Annotated in this window: 14 protein-coding genes and 4 pseudogenes; 8 read left to right on the top strand and 10 right to left on the bottom strand. The window is 61.2% G+C overall.

From position 1 onward, the window contains the following. Window positions 1–17: 17 nt before the first annotated feature. The 5 genes and pseudogenes from JEY66_RS06475 to JEY66_RS06455 form a co-directional block, all read right to left on the bottom strand. The gene (locus JEY66_RS06475) at window positions 18–734 is read right to left on the bottom strand and encodes a S1C family serine protease (RefSeq protein WP_244435921.1); all 717 of its coding nucleotides are present in this window, start codon (window positions 732–734) and stop codon (window positions 18–20) included. Window positions 735–804: 70 nt separating this feature from the next. Further along, window positions 805–1,305 carry a hypothetical protein gene (locus tag JEY66_RS06470; RefSeq protein WP_018268820.1) on the bottom strand — a complete coding sequence of 167 codons (501 nt, stop codon included), beginning with the start codon at window positions 1,303–1,305 and terminating at the stop codon, window positions 805–807. A 156-nt stretch (window positions 1,306–1,461) separates the two neighbouring features. Continuing rightward, window positions 1,462–1,884, bottom strand: a complete 423-nt coding sequence (locus JEY66_RS06465) for a c-type cytochrome (RefSeq protein WP_244435922.1) — start codon at window positions 1,882–1,884, stop codon at window positions 1,462–1,464. A 215-nt stretch (window positions 1,885–2,099) separates the two neighbouring features. Continuing rightward, entirely contained in the window at window positions 2,100–3,446 is a 1,347-nt protein-coding gene (locus JEY66_RS06460; RefSeq protein ID WP_026191823.1) for an IS5 family transposase, read from the bottom strand. A gap of 335 nt (window positions 3,447–3,781) precedes the next feature. Beyond that, a pseudogene (locus tag JEY66_RS06455) lies at window positions 3,782–4,149 on the bottom strand (AMP-binding enzyme); the annotation flags it as partial. Between JEY66_RS06455 and JEY66_RS06450 the strand changes: the two are divergent. The 4 genes from JEY66_RS06450 (at window position 4,129) to JEY66_RS06435 (ending at window position 6,109) form a co-directional block, all read left to right on the top strand. After that, window positions 4,129–4,467: a helicase-related protein gene (locus JEY66_RS06450; RefSeq protein ID WP_307724629.1), complete on the top strand. Its 339-nt coding sequence runs from the start codon at window positions 4,129–4,131 to the stop codon at window positions 4,465–4,467. The pseudogene JEY66_RS06455 and the gene JEY66_RS06450 overlap by 21 nt on opposite strands. A 103-nt stretch (window positions 4,468–4,570) precedes the next feature. Further along, window positions 4,571–4,831, top strand: coding sequence for a hypothetical protein (locus tag JEY66_RS06445; RefSeq protein WP_016843623.1), 261 nt, complete (start codon window positions 4,571–4,573; stop codon window positions 4,829–4,831). Next, window positions 4,831–5,409, top strand: coding sequence for a hypothetical protein (locus tag JEY66_RS06440; protein WP_016843624.1), 579 nt, complete (start codon window positions 4,831–4,833; stop codon window positions 5,407–5,409). The genes JEY66_RS06445 and JEY66_RS06440 overlap by 1 nt, the downstream gene beginning before the upstream one ends. A 346-nt stretch (window positions 5,410–5,755) precedes the next feature. Next, window positions 5,756–6,109 carry a hypothetical protein gene (locus JEY66_RS06435; RefSeq protein ID WP_016843625.1) on the top strand — a complete coding sequence of 118 codons (354 nt, stop codon included), beginning with the start codon at window positions 5,756–5,758 and terminating at the stop codon, window positions 6,107–6,109. 188 nt (window positions 6,110–6,297) lie between these two features. On the opposite strand, the pseudogene JEY66_RS06430 reads toward JEY66_RS06435, so the two are convergent. Next, window positions 6,298–6,873, bottom strand: a pseudogene (locus JEY66_RS06430) (ISNCY family transposase); the annotation flags it as partial. Window positions 6,874–6,960: 87 nt separating this feature from the next. Further along, window positions 6,961–7,934, bottom strand: a pseudogene (locus tag JEY66_RS06425) (IS30 family transposase); the annotation flags it as partial. An 832-nt stretch (window positions 7,935–8,766) separates the two neighbouring features. Between JEY66_RS06425 and JEY66_RS06420 the strand changes: the two are divergent. Further along, window positions 8,767–9,033, top strand: a complete 267-nt coding sequence (locus tag JEY66_RS06420; protein WP_244436046.1) for a hypothetical protein — start codon at window positions 8,767–8,769, stop codon at window positions 9,031–9,033. 795 nt (window positions 9,034–9,828) lie between these two features. Then, window positions 9,829–10,320, top strand: coding sequence for a hypothetical protein (locus JEY66_RS06415; protein WP_075969327.1), 492 nt, complete (start codon window positions 9,829–9,831; stop codon window positions 10,318–10,320). A 14-nt stretch (window positions 10,321–10,334) separates the two neighbouring features. On the opposite strand, the gene JEY66_RS06410 is transcribed toward JEY66_RS06415, so the two are convergent. The 3 genes and pseudogenes from JEY66_RS06410 to JEY66_RS45380 all read right to left on the bottom strand — a co-directional run bounded on the left by JEY66_RS06410 (window position 10,335) and on the right by JEY66_RS45380 (window position 12,080). Further along, a complete protein-coding gene (locus JEY66_RS06410) occupies window positions 10,335–11,222 on the bottom strand; it encodes a tyrosine-type recombinase/integrase (RefSeq protein ID WP_244436047.1) in 888 nt (295 codons plus the stop codon). Between the two features lie 318 nt (window positions 11,223–11,540). Continuing rightward, a pseudogene (locus tag JEY66_RS06405) lies at window positions 11,541–11,852 on the bottom strand (transposase); the annotation flags it as partial. 18 nt (window positions 11,853–11,870) lie between these two features. Continuing rightward, window positions 11,871–12,080 (bottom strand): hypothetical protein, encoded by a 210-nt coding sequence (locus JEY66_RS45380; RefSeq protein ID WP_157183396.1) that lies wholly within the window; start codon window positions 12,078–12,080, stop codon window positions 11,871–11,873. A 142-nt stretch (window positions 12,081–12,222) separates the two neighbouring features. Between JEY66_RS45380 and JEY66_RS06400 the strand changes: the two genes are divergently transcribed. Next, window positions 12,223–12,723, top strand: coding sequence for a DUF1269 domain-containing protein (locus tag JEY66_RS06400; RefSeq protein ID WP_016839870.1), 501 nt, complete (start codon window positions 12,223–12,225; stop codon window positions 12,721–12,723). 664 nt (window positions 12,724–13,387) lie between these two features. Further along, window positions 13,388–14,440: a patatin-like phospholipase family protein gene (locus tag JEY66_RS06395; RefSeq protein ID WP_050994015.1), complete on the top strand. Its 1,053-nt coding sequence runs from the start codon at window positions 13,388–13,390 to the stop codon at window positions 14,438–14,440. Window positions 14,441–14,442 lie beyond the last annotated feature (2 nt).

The raw sequence follows: 14,442 nt of genomic DNA, 5'->3' as shown, positions 1-14,442 counted from the left end.
GCGATCCCGCGGAATACCTAATTCATTCTGATGTAGAGGCGATCGATGGCATCCGAGGGAATCGCAAAGGCGCGCTCGGATTCGGTCTCGCCGGTGCTGGCGGCAACAATGCCGATCACTTCGCCCCGCAGATTGAACAGCGGCCCACCTGCGCTGCCGCGATCCAGCAAGGCATCGGTCTGAATGAGATCCCGGCAAGGGCTTCCGGGCCGCGAACGATGCAGAGCGCTGACGATGCCAAAGCTGACGCTCGGAGTGGATTTCAAGGAGCCACCGGCCGCAAGGACGAAATCGCCAGGCTCGGCGTCGACCGATCGGCCGATGCGGGCCGCGGTCAGGCCGGAGGCCGAAATCCTCAGCATCGCCAGATCGTATCGCTCGTCGGCCGCAACGAACCTAGCGTCAAGCTGGCGCCCATCCGACAATCGGACCGAGAGTGTCTTGGCGCCGCTGACCACATGATTGCTCGTCACGATCAATCCGGACTCTGCCTTGATGATGACGCCTGCGCCGTAAACATCTTTCGTCGCGGGACGCGGGTCGCTGGGCAGTTCGGGACCGGAATTCCCTGACCGGGAGGCTGCCGCCGTCTCCGTGCTGGCCGTTATGCCGACGACACTTTGGATAACCTTCCCGACCAGGGGCGCAAGAGTTTGCACATCCCGGATTTCCCCTGCTTGCACCAGTCTAGGCCAGAGCAGGAGCATGCACGTCACGGCGACGATGAATGACAACGGACGTTCCGACCATTTCCGCGCCGACTTGCGGCATGATCTTTTCGGGCTCATCTCGCGCCCGCCCCGTCTACTCGGCAGCGGCGATCGGCAGCACGCCGGGCCGCTCCGCCGCAATGATCGCCTTCCACAATGCGGCGATGCTGCACTGAGTGGCTGGCAGAAGCGAGCAATGCCCTGCGGCGTCAAAGTCACAGAAACGCGTTGCCGGATCACCACATATTTCCGCAAATGACCGGTTGATGAGGTCGAGACATTCCAGGAGCTTGGCGATGTTCTGCATGCCGGCGCGACGCTGAAGATCGAGAAGCCGGAACGTCACGACCGGCGGGTCACCGAACGAGATCTCAGGATGGGCGAGTCCGAAGAACACTTCTACCGCAGATGGCGCTTGCCTGATTCGATTGAGGAGGTTCGCTGCCTGGGCTTCCGTGCAGGCAACCAGGCGGGGCGACGACGCTCCGGGTGCCGGCCTCGGACCGAGAGCGGCCGAAATCTGCTGCTCAAGCCAGAGGCGAACGGGCGCTTGGGCGTTCTGAATTTGCTGGGCGTCGAGCACTATGCCGGTCATCGTCGATCCTCCGTTTCCGTATGACCATTACCGGCTTTGCTCGCAGCCGCCTTGATGGGGATCAATGATGGGAGCGCCTGGACGCGCGTGCGGTTGCCGCCCATCTATTGCGGCAGATTGCGTAGCCGGGGGACCCCATGGAGCTTTCGCGGCGCGCTACTTCTGCTGAATGCGGTTCAGATAATCGATAATGGCAAGGATTCGTGTTCGCACGACGACCTCCCGCAAATCCCGGGAAGGATCGAGCGCGTCGTAGGCCGGATCGACAATGTGAGGCAAGTTCTTGACGGGGTTGAACCGTTCCCCCCAAATCGGCATTTCGTGGGTGCCGTGCGCGGATATTGTTCTCCGCCCGTCGATGGCTTCGTAGACGGCGGTAATAGGAAAGACCCCGTTGTTGTTCTTGGCCAAGGCCGTCAAATCGGCAGGCGGCACACTCAGCTGCCCAGCAACGGGTCCTTTGCCCTTTCCATCCACGCCATGACAGCTTGCGCACGAAGCTTGAAATTCCGCCTTGCCAACATCGGCGTCTTCAGCGTGAGCGGCCGCGGCGAAACCAGCGGTCAGACCAGCAATCATGAAAGACTTCAGGCCACAGATAATCATATCATGCCCCAGTTTTTCGGATACGCGCTTTTAGCAGTATTGGATCGCCCTTGGTTTGACGCGGGTCAATGCATCACGCCCGCCCAGTCCAACGGCGCACTATCACTCGGGCCAAACAGTAAACAGACATAGGCTTGCCGCTTCCATCCCCACGCTGAGCCGGAAGCGGCACGCTAGCTTGTCGTCCGTTAAGAAGCCGATTGCAGCGGTGAGCGGTCGCTGATGGCTGCGATGAGGGTGGCCAGGAAGAGGCGCCAAAGACCCCTCAGCCAGGCGAGGATGCGGCGGAAGTTGTGGCCGACGGCTGAGAGGATGACGTTGGCGGCGTCTCCGGCGCGGCCTTTGAGGTAGCAGCGGCCGAGGTGACCATCGGTCTTCAGGTGTCCGATGATGGGTTCGATGGCGGAGCGGCGGCGCAGCTCGCGCCTGATGATACCGAAGACCCCGCGCTTCTGGCCGGAGATGAAGACACGGCGCGGGTTCTGTGCGTCGTGGCCGCGATATCCCTTGTCGGCATAGGCCCGCTCGATCGCGCAGCCGGTGAGTGTCTCGGTGCGGTCGATGACGTCGCGCAAGGTATGACCGTCGTAGGGGTTATCGGGCAGCGCCCTGGCGTGCAGCACGAACAGGCCACCGGGAGCACGGCGGTTGTTGGTGACGATGGAGGCTTTGACACCGAACTCGTAAGGCGCGGCTGCTTTGCCCTTGCCGATGCACTCCACCTCCGGGGCGTGGAAGGAATAGAGCTTCCAGCCGCGCTGGCGCTGCTGCTGCGAGCGGATCTGCGAGGCCCGGCCGAGCGGGAGGGCGAACGCGTTCTCGAGCACGGCCTGACCTTCGATCTTGCGGCGGATATCGCGGATGATCCGGCCCAGCCGGCTGCGCAGGATACGCAACTGCCGCTGATGCCGCTTGAATTGCTTGGCATGGGCGTAGCGTCCCGCCATCATGGCCGCGGTCTTGGCAATGCGAAGATAGGACTGCCGCAGCCTGACCCCGTGCTTCCTCGCCAGGCGGTTGAGCCCCCTGATCGCCGCGTGCAGCAGCTTGGCATCGGTCGGGAAGGTGATGGCCTTCGGCTGCACGGTGGTATCGACCGTGACCCGCTTGAGGTCCTGGCTGCGTAACGCGCCGGCCTCGTGCGCCACCCGCAGGCTCTCGGCCAGCAACAGCTCCAGCTTGTCGCCGAGCCGCTTGCGCCAGTGGCTCAGGTCCGAGCGCTCGTGCGGAAACGCGTGCTGAAAGAACTCTTCGCCGGTGAAGTACTGGAAATACGGGTCGTGGACCCAGCGCTCGCACACCCCCTCATCGGACAGGCCGTAAATCTGCTTGAGCAGCAGCAGCCCGATCACGAAGCGGGTCGCGATCCCCGGCCGACCGTTCTCGCTGTAGAGCGGCGCGATCTCGCCGTCGATCCAGTCCCAATCGACCTTGCCGGCGAGCTGAACCAGCTCGTGCTTCATGTTGATGATCTGGTCCAGCCTGGCCCGGAACAGATCGCCAGATCCCGTCGTCCTTTGCTTCTTCGGTCGCATCGTCACCTCCGACGCGACCACGGAATCATGACTGGCGATTCGACTGAATCCTGAAAATGAAATTGCAAGGTTCCGAGGCTCGAAACATCAAAACCTTGCAATCCAAAAACAGTCCACACCAGCAAATGCGATTCTGCCTCAATCGCTTAGCCGATCTTCACGGACGACTAGCTTCGATATGGTGGAGGCGTCGGGTTTGAGCCCGGACCTCGGCTAACCGTTATCCCGATTGGCGTTCCTTGGGATACGTCCGCTCGCAACATATTGCCGGTCGATAGCTCACAGCGTTGTCTCCACAGGTTCGAGCATTGGGTTGGTACGATACGGTCACTTTCCTACGCCTGCGCACCCCTCTTGTTCTGCCGGTTCTGCACGAGGTCGTCGACCGCGGCCGGATCGGCCGGGGTCGAGGTGTCGCCGAGGCTGGACGGTTCGTCCTCGGCGATCTTGCGCAGGATGCGGGCGCATGATCTTGCCGGAGCTCGTCTTCGGCAAGCCGGGCGTGAACTGGATCAGGTCGGGCGAGGCGATCGGGCCGAATGTCCTTGCGGACCCAGGCGACGAGCTCCTTGCGCAAGGCTTCGGTCGGCTCGGTGCCCTTCATCAGCGTGACATAGGCATAGATGCCCTGGCCCTTGATGTCGTGCGGATAGCCGACGACGGCGGCTTCAGACACCGCCTCATGCGCGACCAGCGAACTCTGTGGCGACAGAATCCGAGTGACAAGATTGTGGTCTTCGCCACCTACCTCGGCACAGTCGATATGATCGCCCGCGAGATCGAGCAGACGTTCCCCGGTCAGGGCGTCGTGGTGCTGCGCGGTGGTGACCACAGAGCCAAGGTGGCGGCCGAGCGCCGCTTCTGCCAAAAGGATGGCCCGCGTGTGCTGGTTTGCACGGCAGCAGGACGCGAAGGCATCAATCTGCAGTTCGCGCGAATCCTGTTCAGCTTCGATCTGCCGTGGAATCCGATGGATATGGAGCATACGCATTGGGCGCATCCATCGCTACGGTCAACGTGACACCGCACAGGTTTACCATCTCGTTCTCTCGGATACCATCGAAGGACGTATCTTTCTGCTGCTGGACGAGAAGCTGACCGAGATCGCACGCACGGTCGGAAAGGTGGATGAACAAGGCAACGCGGCGGAGGACTTGCAAGCGCAGATTCTCGGGCAGTTGTCCGAGCGGCTGAATGATGACCGCCTTTATCAGGAGGCGCTTTCCGACCCCGCGCTGAAGCGCACCCAGGTGGAACTAGAAGCCGCGCTGTCGAACTCGCGCGAAGCGCGACAAGTGGTGTTTGACTTGTTTCAAGACCTCGATGGCTTCAGCCTTGATGACTACAAGCCTTCTCGGATGTCTCGTCCAGTCTGGATTGGCTAGTGCGTTTCTTCTCGACTGCGGCCGCAGACCTCCAGCAGAAGCTGATCAAGCTGGATGACGCAACCTACGACCTCATCACCGCGGAAGGCACTCGCCGTGCGCGCTTCACTTTGAACCGCGAAGCTGCGACGAATCAGGACGAACTGCAGTTGATGGGCTTAGACCATCCGTTGGTACAGGAAGAGCTGGAACGTTGGCGCAATTTGCCGCCAGAGAATCTCGGAATTGCAGTGTCGGGCGAGGTTGGCGGGCAGGTGCTGCTGTCGCTCTGGATGGTTGAGACATCTGGTGGTAACGGCGAACGCCGTGTCGTGGTGCAGCCGATCGCGGTCAAACAGGATGGAGCACGTGCCCCGGCGGTCGAACGCCTGCGCGAGAAATACTTTCAGGCGCAATCGGCTGTCCCGACCTTGCGTGCCGAGCAGCTGCTTGACGTGTTCACACGCGCCGTCGAGCCGACTTTGCAGCGAGAGCTGAAACATAAAGGTTCCGCAAGCGGCAACGGTAGCTATTCGGCTGAGCTGATCGGATACGCCGAGATCATCGATAAATTTACTCATCGCGATCGGCTCGATTAGAGACCGCCAGAGACTCGCTGTGCCTGGGTACAATCACTATACGAACTGCACTTGCGGATGGTGCGTAAACCACGGTCGCCTATCGTATTCCGAACGTGCGCGGTTGGTGTCCGACATGCGCCGGCGCGACGCCAAGAATCTCTTGAAACGGGGGTCAGCCAGATCGGTACCGGCTTGCTACGTCAATTTGAACGCGCGTTAACCCGAATGTACTTTTTTACACAAACGAACACGGCAGCCGCGTGTTCTTCGACCATCTGGGTCCGCCTTGGCCCAAACACCCCTGTACAGACCGAGGGATTACCGACCCAAGGACCGGTCGCCGCAACGGCGGGCCCGCGGGGCCGTGCAGGAGTTGATTTCTGCTGCCAACGTCGTCGGCCTGTTTGATAACAAAGTGTTCGGTCGTCGAGCCCCCGACGAATGGACGGTGCTCATCGTGCTCGCGGTGGACCGCAACAGCGACGAGAACGCCGTCACCGTGGAGTATCTCGACTCAAGTAACGGAGAAACTACGACGTTCGCTTGCCACTCCGAACTTCCGATCTTCGATGTGGGCGACTTCATCAACATGAGAGGGGATGAGATCTCCTTCATACACAAGGAGGCGCTCAGGCCGGTCTTCTTCCGGATCGGTGTAACGGTGACTATGCCTGCCGCGCCGGCGGAGGAAGTAGCGCCTCCGCCACAGGGAGCGTAGCCTCGTCTCATCCCTGCGGGAGGCAAGCGGCTAGTCGAGGATTCACGAGCCCCGATGACCGAAGCCGAGATGATCCACTTCAATTCGAACGAGGTCGACCTGGGAAAGCTGTTCGGAAAGTTGGAGCCGATCTTCCGGGCCTACACCCGCGAGCACACGCGTAAGCCATGGGACGTCGCCCGTCGCCTGTCCGTGAGCACGAGGGTCTGGATAAAGCTGCCGCGCGCAGATAGTCCGCTATGCGCTACAAGGTCAGCCTCGACGAATCCTGGCGCCGGATCGTTCCAATCCGCCGACGTCCGTATTGGAACACTGCGACGCAGAGAATGCGCTGTGTGCCGCCGGCGTTTGCGACCCAATTTTTCTCGGATCGGCACCAATACGCGGTCAATCGTCGCAGCGCTCATCGCCAAAAGCTTGGCGCGGATCTCGGGGGCAAGATCGAGGTGGCCATGCCGATCCATCGCCTCAATCAGCGCAGGCATTAACGCCTTCAGCCGCTTCCCGCAGATCCGGTCCGACGCTTCCCAAAGGAGCACGAGCGCGTTGTGTTCTGCCTCATTATAGATCCGACGTCGCGGCCGTCGGCCTGGGCGTGCGTCTTCCTGGCCTCGAAGTAGTCGCATCGCATGCTTGCGATGAAACCCAGTGATGTCGACGAACTCGTCTAATATTCGCGCCTTCTTCGCGCGATCCGAATGCCGATAACGCACACCTGCCGCCGCCGTCAGTTCCTTCCGCGTTGCCATGCTCAGCCCCCCCATCTGCGCCCCCGCTCGTCCCCGATCCAGGGGAGCAATTTACGTGAGGCAACGGCTCAGCATCCGGTAACAATTAAGGCGAGGCAATGCGACGGCTTCGGCCCCGTGTCCGGCGAGCGCCGGGCCGTTCTTCATGCGCGGCTTCTCGCCATGCCCTGCGAGCCGAGGAAGATGAAGCAGCATCGTGAAGCGCGTGGGACGCTCCACCAACGTACCGATGGCCGAACTGTCAAGCCCAAGGATGAGATCCCCCTCCCAGTGACCTGGCACCGCGCGATCGGCTGTTTCGGCGGGGCGTTCGCTGATCATAATCTCTGGTGAGACAAAGCCTTGGCCTCGCCGGCGTACGCGCGCTCTGGGCACTCTTAACACGCGCCCAGTTCGCAAGCAGGCCGTCAGTTCACGGCGCAACGCGCCCCGGCTCTGAACAAAGAGGGCCTGATAGATGACTTCGTGGCTGATGCGCATCGCCTTGTCGTCCGCGAAGTCGATCGGCAAGCGTCGAGCAATCTGCTCCGGACTCCAGGCCCTGGCCCATTGTCGATCCTTTCGCGGGCCGTGCCGACGGCCCTTCCACGGAACGGCGGGGCCAGGAACGGGAGCGCCGCTAGACGTCATGGCGACTCCGGCCAGTCTCTGCTCCACATAAGTGCGCAAGGTTGTGTTGAATGCAAGCTTGGTGGGTTTGGGCCGACGGGCCGATCGCTCGGCGTGCCATTAGGCTGTCGATGCACGATACTCCAAGCCGCCGCTGCGCGTCGCGGCGTTACGTCGTAACTCACGCGAGATGGTCGAGGCAGATCGACCAAGACGGCGCCCGATCTCACGCCTCGAGAGGCCTTGAACGCGAAGAGTGCGATCTCCTCGCGTTCTGCAAAAGAGAGATACCGCCCGGTCGGCGGCTTGGCTGAAGATCTGAACGTCGCTGGTGGCATTCCGCCTGCCTTTCGGAACAATCTGGTTCCCACAGGCTGCGACATACCAGCTGTTAGCGCAGCATCCTCGCTGGTCATTCCCTGTGCAATCCCCAACCAGAATCGTTGAAGTTCAGATCGCCCCGCAATTGACGGCCGTCCCGGGGACGGTAACGGCGCCCGTCCAGATCACAGTGATCGTCGCTTTCGAATGGCCGAGCGTGAACTCGGCGTCCGGAAAACGCGACCGGCACCTACGCATATAAGTAGGTGTAGGGCTCGGATTGCTGTGTCAGGTTGGCAGAGCTTGGTCGCTTTTGAATGACCCTCCTGAGCACCAAGCCTCGTCCTATGGGACCGTGCGGGCGGTCCGTCAGCGGCGGCAGTCGCCCGCACGTTTCGATGTCCTTTAGGAGGCCTGGAGCTGGGTAATGCGCAGCGACCTAGCGTACGTTGTATGCGTCATTTTGATGGGGCTAGGCTTCCTCGCGATCATAGCGATCGCCATGCTTATGCAATAAGGCCCGGGGCCGATGTAGCGTTCAGCCCGTTCAAAGGGCAAGGACGCCCTTCCGGGAGTCACATGCAGGCTTTCCGACCTAGCGCGGGATCAGGCCCTTCAAGATGGCTTCCGCGCGGATAGAGACGGCCGTGTAGTGCTGTGCGGCCTTGATGGACTATACCGCCCCGGATCGGTTTCCGCGATGTAGGGATCAGATAGAAGGCGCTGGAGCCCGCTTCCGGCGCCATGCCTGCACCCGGCGAAGCCGCGACAGCACAGAAGGCCGTCCTTCGACCCTGATCCGCTTCTCACTCGTCACACGTCCGCTCCTCATGAGGTTGCGAGCCTAGCTCAATGTGCGGCGCGGAGGGAAGGGCTCCCGGAATGCTACGGACGCCAGCTGACCTCACGAGCGTTCGATGGGTCCGGATTTGCAAGGCTCAGCAGCTCATAGCTGACAACTTACGGGAGCACAGCAAGATGGATGGTTGGATAGTGACGGTCGCTGTCTTCAAGGAAGACGGCGACGATGACGAAGAATTCAGGCACATAACTTACGTCGTTGCTGCCGCTGACCCGGCGGAAGCAGTGAAGCTGACCGTAAAAGACAGCGGCGCGAAGGCCGCAATGCTCAACTGCCCCATCGAGGAGGAGCAATTGCGAAGACTTGGCGTGAAGCCCGGCGAGCTTCTCGTTATACACGATGGCGAGTTCGATCCGATCATCTCGCGCCATCGTCGTCACTAAGCGCTCCACGTCCGATCTTGATCAGTTGCGTCGAGTTCATGACATTGTCGTTCGGAAGCCGCCGCTCGCACGAGCAGTCAATCTGCACAAGGTATGAAAGCGCGCCGTTTGCTTGTCTCCGCAATGTGGCCGCCTGGCACGCTGATTGCTGAACCATGATTGCTTGGTCGCTTATTGATTGAGTGAGGGCCAAGTCTACGCATCGTAACTCGTGCGGGCGGTCGTCAGCAGCCGCCCGCACGCTTTTTCATAGCGCTACGCGCTGCTTTGTGAATGGCACGCGAGTTGCTGAGAGACGCTTCGGCTTGGCTCCTCATACTTCACGCAACCCCCATGAGATAGCAAAGCCTCTTTGTTGGCGCAACTCGCGCGGGTGGTTCCTCCAGCCGCCCGCGCGTTTTTTGCGCGAAAAGCCGCGAGATGATCCGCGCCCCCTGAAAGGGTCGCCAAGAAGGCTGTTGCAATGGACAGGCTCAAATTCGTCCCCGCATTCGAGGCCGCTATTCGCTCTGCCGATCCAGACAAGCTCGCCGCACTTCGCGAGACGATCCGTGAGCGCGGAGGCCCTGACGACTTCGTACTGACGAGCACGGAACTCATCCGCAAACATCCGCTTACGCTCTTTAGACTGCTTAGGATCATCTCCGACGCGGCACATGAGGACAAGCTAATGAGCATCCACCCAGCCTCCGGAAGTCACACCATTCTCATTGCAGAGGCAGCCGTATCGCTCGTTAAGGTGGCTTGCGCAGCATGGCGGCTGTACGTGCGATCCGACAGAGAAGACCCAAGTGGTTGGACTGGGATGAAGGCAAAGAGATCGGCCAGAAACGCAAGGCCAGCGCGATGGCCGGCCCCATCAATCTCCGATCGCTTGATGGTTTCAACGGAATTACGAGGTCAGCCGACATGTCACCGCTCATCCTCATTGTCGCTTCGACGCACCTCAGCATTTTAGCCACCGTCAACATCGCTGCTCGGCCATCAAAGACTTTAGATGAGTGTCGAAGGATTGGTGAGCTAGCGATAGAAGCCGCGACCGCGAAGCCCAGCCGCTCCGCGTCCTATGTCTGCCACGATACTACGCGCGAACAGGGTTTAACGGGCGCACTAGGTGTGATTGCCTACGTTTCGCAAGAGGACGGTAAAATAACGATCCTTGAGGGCTACATGGCGACGATGTCTGACTGCAAAGTTGCCGGAATGGCGGCAGCCGCGAGCAAGGCTGTTCCCGGCGTTAGAACCCGGGCTTGGGCTTGCTACGATCTCGGCATCTTTCAACAATGATGCGATGAGCGTTTCTAATCTTCGCGCGTGTAGCGTACGCGCTGCATCACCTTCAGGAGTTGTCGGAACGTTGCGACCAACGCGCGCACGCTATCGGCAATCCGTATCCCGTGCGACTTTCCGGATGTGCGGAGCACGTCCGGCTTTCCGTAGGCCCGTAGGGCCTGCGGCTTGCCCGTGGTACGTGGTGTGCTGCGACTCATTATGCGGCCCTCGCCTTTCTCGGACGTTTCGCATCCCGAGTAAGTTTGAGCCCGAGCAATTCGAACACCCGGCGCGAGATGGATTCTTGCGCCTCGCGTAGCTCCACTGACCGCAGCACGGCCAATTCGCCGATGTAGCGCCCGCTGATGCCCGGCACGGCGTGGCCTAGCAAAATGCTGGACAGAATTTCGGGCACGCCCAGCGCGGTCGCCAGCGATTTGTAAGAATGCCGAGGGCTCCGCGCCAGCTCCCGTCGCTACCACCGCCCAACCGGGCAAATCCAACAGCCGGGGCGAACTCAGGACCGGATAAAACTTGGGGGCAAGGTCATCGGTAGCGAGACTATGTCGGAAGATATGGGCGCCGCGGTGGGCGCAACCTTCGATTCCAACGCGATCGAGAGCGGCCTTGGCGATCATGGTGATCGCGCATCCGGAAGCAAAGCCGACGTGTGGCGCGAGTGTGCGGACGAACAGCCGTCGGCACGACGACTTTGGGCGGCCATTGCGCAGATATGCAACGATAGCCGCGCCAATGTCTGGCGGTATCGGCATTCGTGCACACTGTCGGCCCTTGGCGCGAACGAGTATCTCGCTGGCGCGCCAGTCGATATCGTCGACGGTGAGCGTCGCAACCTCGTCGGCCCGCAGGCCGAGCTTGGCCAGCAACAACAGAATGGCGTAGTCGCGCCGTCCCATCACCGTCTCTCGGTCGCAACCGTCGAGAGCCTTCCGCACCTGAGCGGCACGCAGATAGGTCGGTAGAGTTGCGAGCTTCCATCGGCGCATCGATGGAACGCAATCCGCCAACGAGCGCGCGTTCAGCCCCCGATGGTGGAGGTAACGGAGAAAGGCACGCAACGACCGGCACATCGCCTTGCCTGTTTCCGGGCCCCAATCCTGGGCGTGGCGCTCAACGTAGCGGATCACGTCCTCTTGGCTGATCTTGCGCAGGGCGCCGGCGCCGCCGGAGCACACCAGTTCACGGGCGATAGCGGTGCAGACTACCGTCGTTCACTTGCCGCGCGCAGCCAGCTTCCGGTAGCGGGCCGTCAAGCAGCTCTGCGCCTTCCAACCAATCTCTCGCACTGCCGGCGACACCTGCTCAAGCCGGTATAGCTTTGTCTTGCCGATCTTCGGCGGGTGTCTATGGGTCCAGACGCTTTCGACCAACATGTGGCGAACACGGCCGTTGCCCGCCTTGGTGATGCTACCACGCCTGACAGACTCTCCCGTCGATCGTTCGCTTGGCACTAGGCCGAGGTAACCCATAAGTTGACGTGGGCTCTCAAAACGGTTCACGTCACCAACCTCGGTCAGTGTATTTGCGAGCGCCTGGCTTGAAGGTCATCGCGACTTCATTTCCGCCCAAAGCCGACAGCGATGGCGAGCGAGCCGACACTCGCGGTCGAGCTGATCGGCCTCAATTTTGTTTTCGCCTCCCGGCCAGCGGATCGTACTGGCGTCGGCGATCAGGCCCAGCTTTGACGGGTCGGTTTCGGCTGCGACTGTTTGTTTGAGTTCCGTTACGTTGACCGTTGAGAGTTGGACTTCCATTGGGCGCGGCCCCAGATCAAAGCATCTTGAGATTGTCAACCTGCTTGTCTGACCAGTCGACAAGAGATCTTCGGGCGGTAAGCTTCGGCCGTGCATCAAGCAGGCAAATGGGGAGCACTAGAAGTCATCAGGGGAGCTTTTAATGTCAGACCTTGTTGCGATCGTGTACCCATCCGAAGCTAAAGCAGAGGAAGTTCGGCAAAAAATATTCAAGCTCCAGAGCGAGTATCTGATCACGATCAGCGATGCCGTGATCGCCGTCAAAACTGGGGACTCTGTAAAACTCAGTCAACTTGTGAATACCACTATGACTGGCGCCGCAAGTGGCAGCTTCTGGGGATTGCTATTGGGGATGGTCTTCCTGAATCCGCTTCTAGGCGTGGCTCTCGGAGCCGGCGCAGGCGCACTGAGCGGTGCGCTGACCGATTTCGGGATCAGAGACCAGTTCATGAAGGATCTCGCGTCGAAGGTAAGATCGGGCGATGCCGTCCTCTTCCTGCTGATCCAGTCTATGACGTCAGACAAGGTTCTCAATGCGATTAAGGATGCGGGAGGGATTGTCCTGACAACCTCGCTCGATGAAAAGAGAGAGCAGCACCTGCGCGATGCTCTCGCAGCCGCAACTCAGGCCAAGCCTGCCTAGCCAGTGAGCCAAAACCTGGCGCCAGCGTCAAAGCGTCGCCGAGAACGGTAGTCGCTGCGCTGTCACGGCAGTCGCTGTGGCAGCGGAATACGCTACAGTTTTGCGTAGGGATCGGTGCGCAACGGCATCGGTCCCTGGGCGGGATCGCCCGCGAAGGAGGCCGGCTGCAGCCATGCGGCTCGCGGCCGCTCAGCCGGCTCTCTTCCGCGCTATCAAAAGCCGGGAGAAAATCATGCGAAGATTGCTTCTATGGGGGTTCGCACTTGGGATTGCTTCGGCAGGGATTACGGCGACCAGCGATCGCTCGCAAGCCGGCCTTATGGCGCCGCTGGGCGTGCGTCAGGCCGCCGACGAGCTTCGTCTCGCGGAAACTGTCCAGTTCACGTGGAGAGGCCATCGCTATTGTTGGTACAGTAGGGGATGGCGCGGTGGCGGCTGGTATCGGTGTGGTTTTGCTTCGAGGCGCGGCATGGGCTGGGGTGGTCCGGCGGGATGGCACGGATGGCGACGGCCAGGCCACCGCCCGGTCACTCGGCCTCCGAGGCCAAGTCGGCCAGGAATCGAGCGGCCGCGACCACTCCCGCAACCGTTCCCTGGCAGGAGCTGACGACATCTTTGTATGTCGTTCGCCGGCCGCGACGTGGCACTCCAGTCGGAGCCCGCCATGGCCTTGAAGGAGCCGCAAAAACGCGCGGGCCAAGCGCGCGATGCCGTGCTGGTCGATCTCGCGCTGCAGGGCGGTGGATCGCACGGCGCTTTTACCTGGGGGGTGCTCGATCGGCTCATGGATGAGACCTGGCTGCGCATCGAGGCGATATCGGGCACGTCGGCCGGCGCGATGAACGCCGTCGTGCTGGCGGGCGGTTTTATGACCAACGGCCGGGCCGGCGCCAAGTCTGCATTGGAGGCCTTCTGGCGGCGGGTCGCTGACTCAGCGCGGTTCAGTCTCATTCGGCGAAGTCCGCTGGACGTCATCCTCGGTCGCTGGACCCTTGATACGTCGCCCTTCTATCTCGCCTTCGATCTGGCGAGCCGCGTGTTCTCGCCGTACGACCTCAATCTTGCCGGCACAAACCCTTTGCACCAGGTCCTCGCCGAGTCGGTCGATTTTCGACAAATCGCGAACTCCCCGATCCGCTTGTTCGTGACGGCGACCAACGTTCATACCGGCCGCGGGCGTGTGTTTCGCAACGCCGAGCTTACACCCGACGTTCTGCTCGCTTCCGCCTGCTTGCCCACCCTGTTCCGCGCGATAGAGATCAATGGCGAGCCCTATTGGGATGGCGGCTACTCCGGGAACCCGACGATCACACCGCTCGTACGCGAGTGTGACTCGCATGACACGCTTCTCGTCGCCGTCAACCCGGTCGAGCGACCCGGGACACCGCGCTCCGCGCGCGAGATCCTCGATCGGTTGAACGAGATTGCGTTCAACGCCACGCTGCTCAAGGAGTTGCGCATGATCGCGCTGCTGCGGCAGGTCGCGGACGCCGGGAGTTCCGAGGGGCGCAAATGGGCCGAGATGCGCATCCATCTGATCGCGAGCAAGGTTCTGGCCGGGCTGGGCGTCTCGTCAAAGCTCAATGCCGAGTGGGACTTTCTCTGCATGCTGCGCGACGAAGGCCGCCGTGCCGCGGAGGCATTCCTCGTCGCGAACGACCAGAATATCGGCAGGCGTTCCTCGATGGATTTGGATTTGCTCTTGGAGCAGGTTTGACG

The organism is Bradyrhizobium elkanii USDA 76 (genome assembly GCF_023278185.1).
GTDB lineage: Bacteria > Pseudomonadota > Alphaproteobacteria > Rhizobiales > Xanthobacteraceae > Bradyrhizobium > Bradyrhizobium elkanii.
The sequence above is the reverse complement of the archived record's forward strand: the minus strand, read 5'-3'. Positions and strand labels throughout refer to the sequence as shown.

What these genes read in the sequence shown, in the direction of transcription:
- JEY66_RS06395 (WP_050994015.1), top strand. Translation starts at nt 13,388, where the DNA reads ATGGCCTTGAAGGAGCCGCAAAAACGCGCGGGCCAAGCGCGCGATGCC.
- JEY66_RS06420 (WP_244436046.1), top strand. Translation starts at nt 8,767, where the DNA reads ATGGATGGTTGGATAGTGACGGTCGCTGTCTTCAAGGAAGACGGCGAC.
- JEY66_RS06470 (WP_018268820.1), bottom strand. Translation starts at nt 1,305, where the DNA reads ATGACCGGCATAGTGCTCGACGCCCAGCAAATTCAGAACGCCCAAGCG.
- JEY66_RS06410 (WP_244436047.1), bottom strand. Translation starts at nt 11,222, where the DNA reads ATGGGACGGCGCGACTACGCCATTCTGTTGTTGCTGGCCAAGCTCGGC.
- JEY66_RS06450 (WP_307724629.1), top strand. Translation starts at nt 4,129, where the DNA reads ATGCGCGACCAGCGAACTCTGTGGCGACAGAATCCGAGTGACAAGATT.
- JEY66_RS06400 (WP_016839870.1), top strand. Translation starts at nt 12,223, where the DNA reads ATGTCAGACCTTGTTGCGATCGTGTACCCATCCGAAGCTAAAGCAGAG.
- JEY66_RS06460 (WP_026191823.1), bottom strand. Translation starts at nt 3,446, where the DNA reads ATGCGACCGAAGAAGCAAAGGACGACGGGATCTGGCGATCTGTTCCGG.
- JEY66_RS06465 (WP_244435922.1), bottom strand. Translation starts at nt 1,884, where the DNA reads ATGATTGCTGGTCTGACCGCTGGTTTCGCCGCGGCCGCTCACGCTGAA.
- JEY66_RS45380 (WP_157183396.1), bottom strand. Translation starts at nt 12,080, where the DNA reads ATGGAAGTCCAACTCTCAACGGTCAACGTAACGGAACTCAAACAAACA.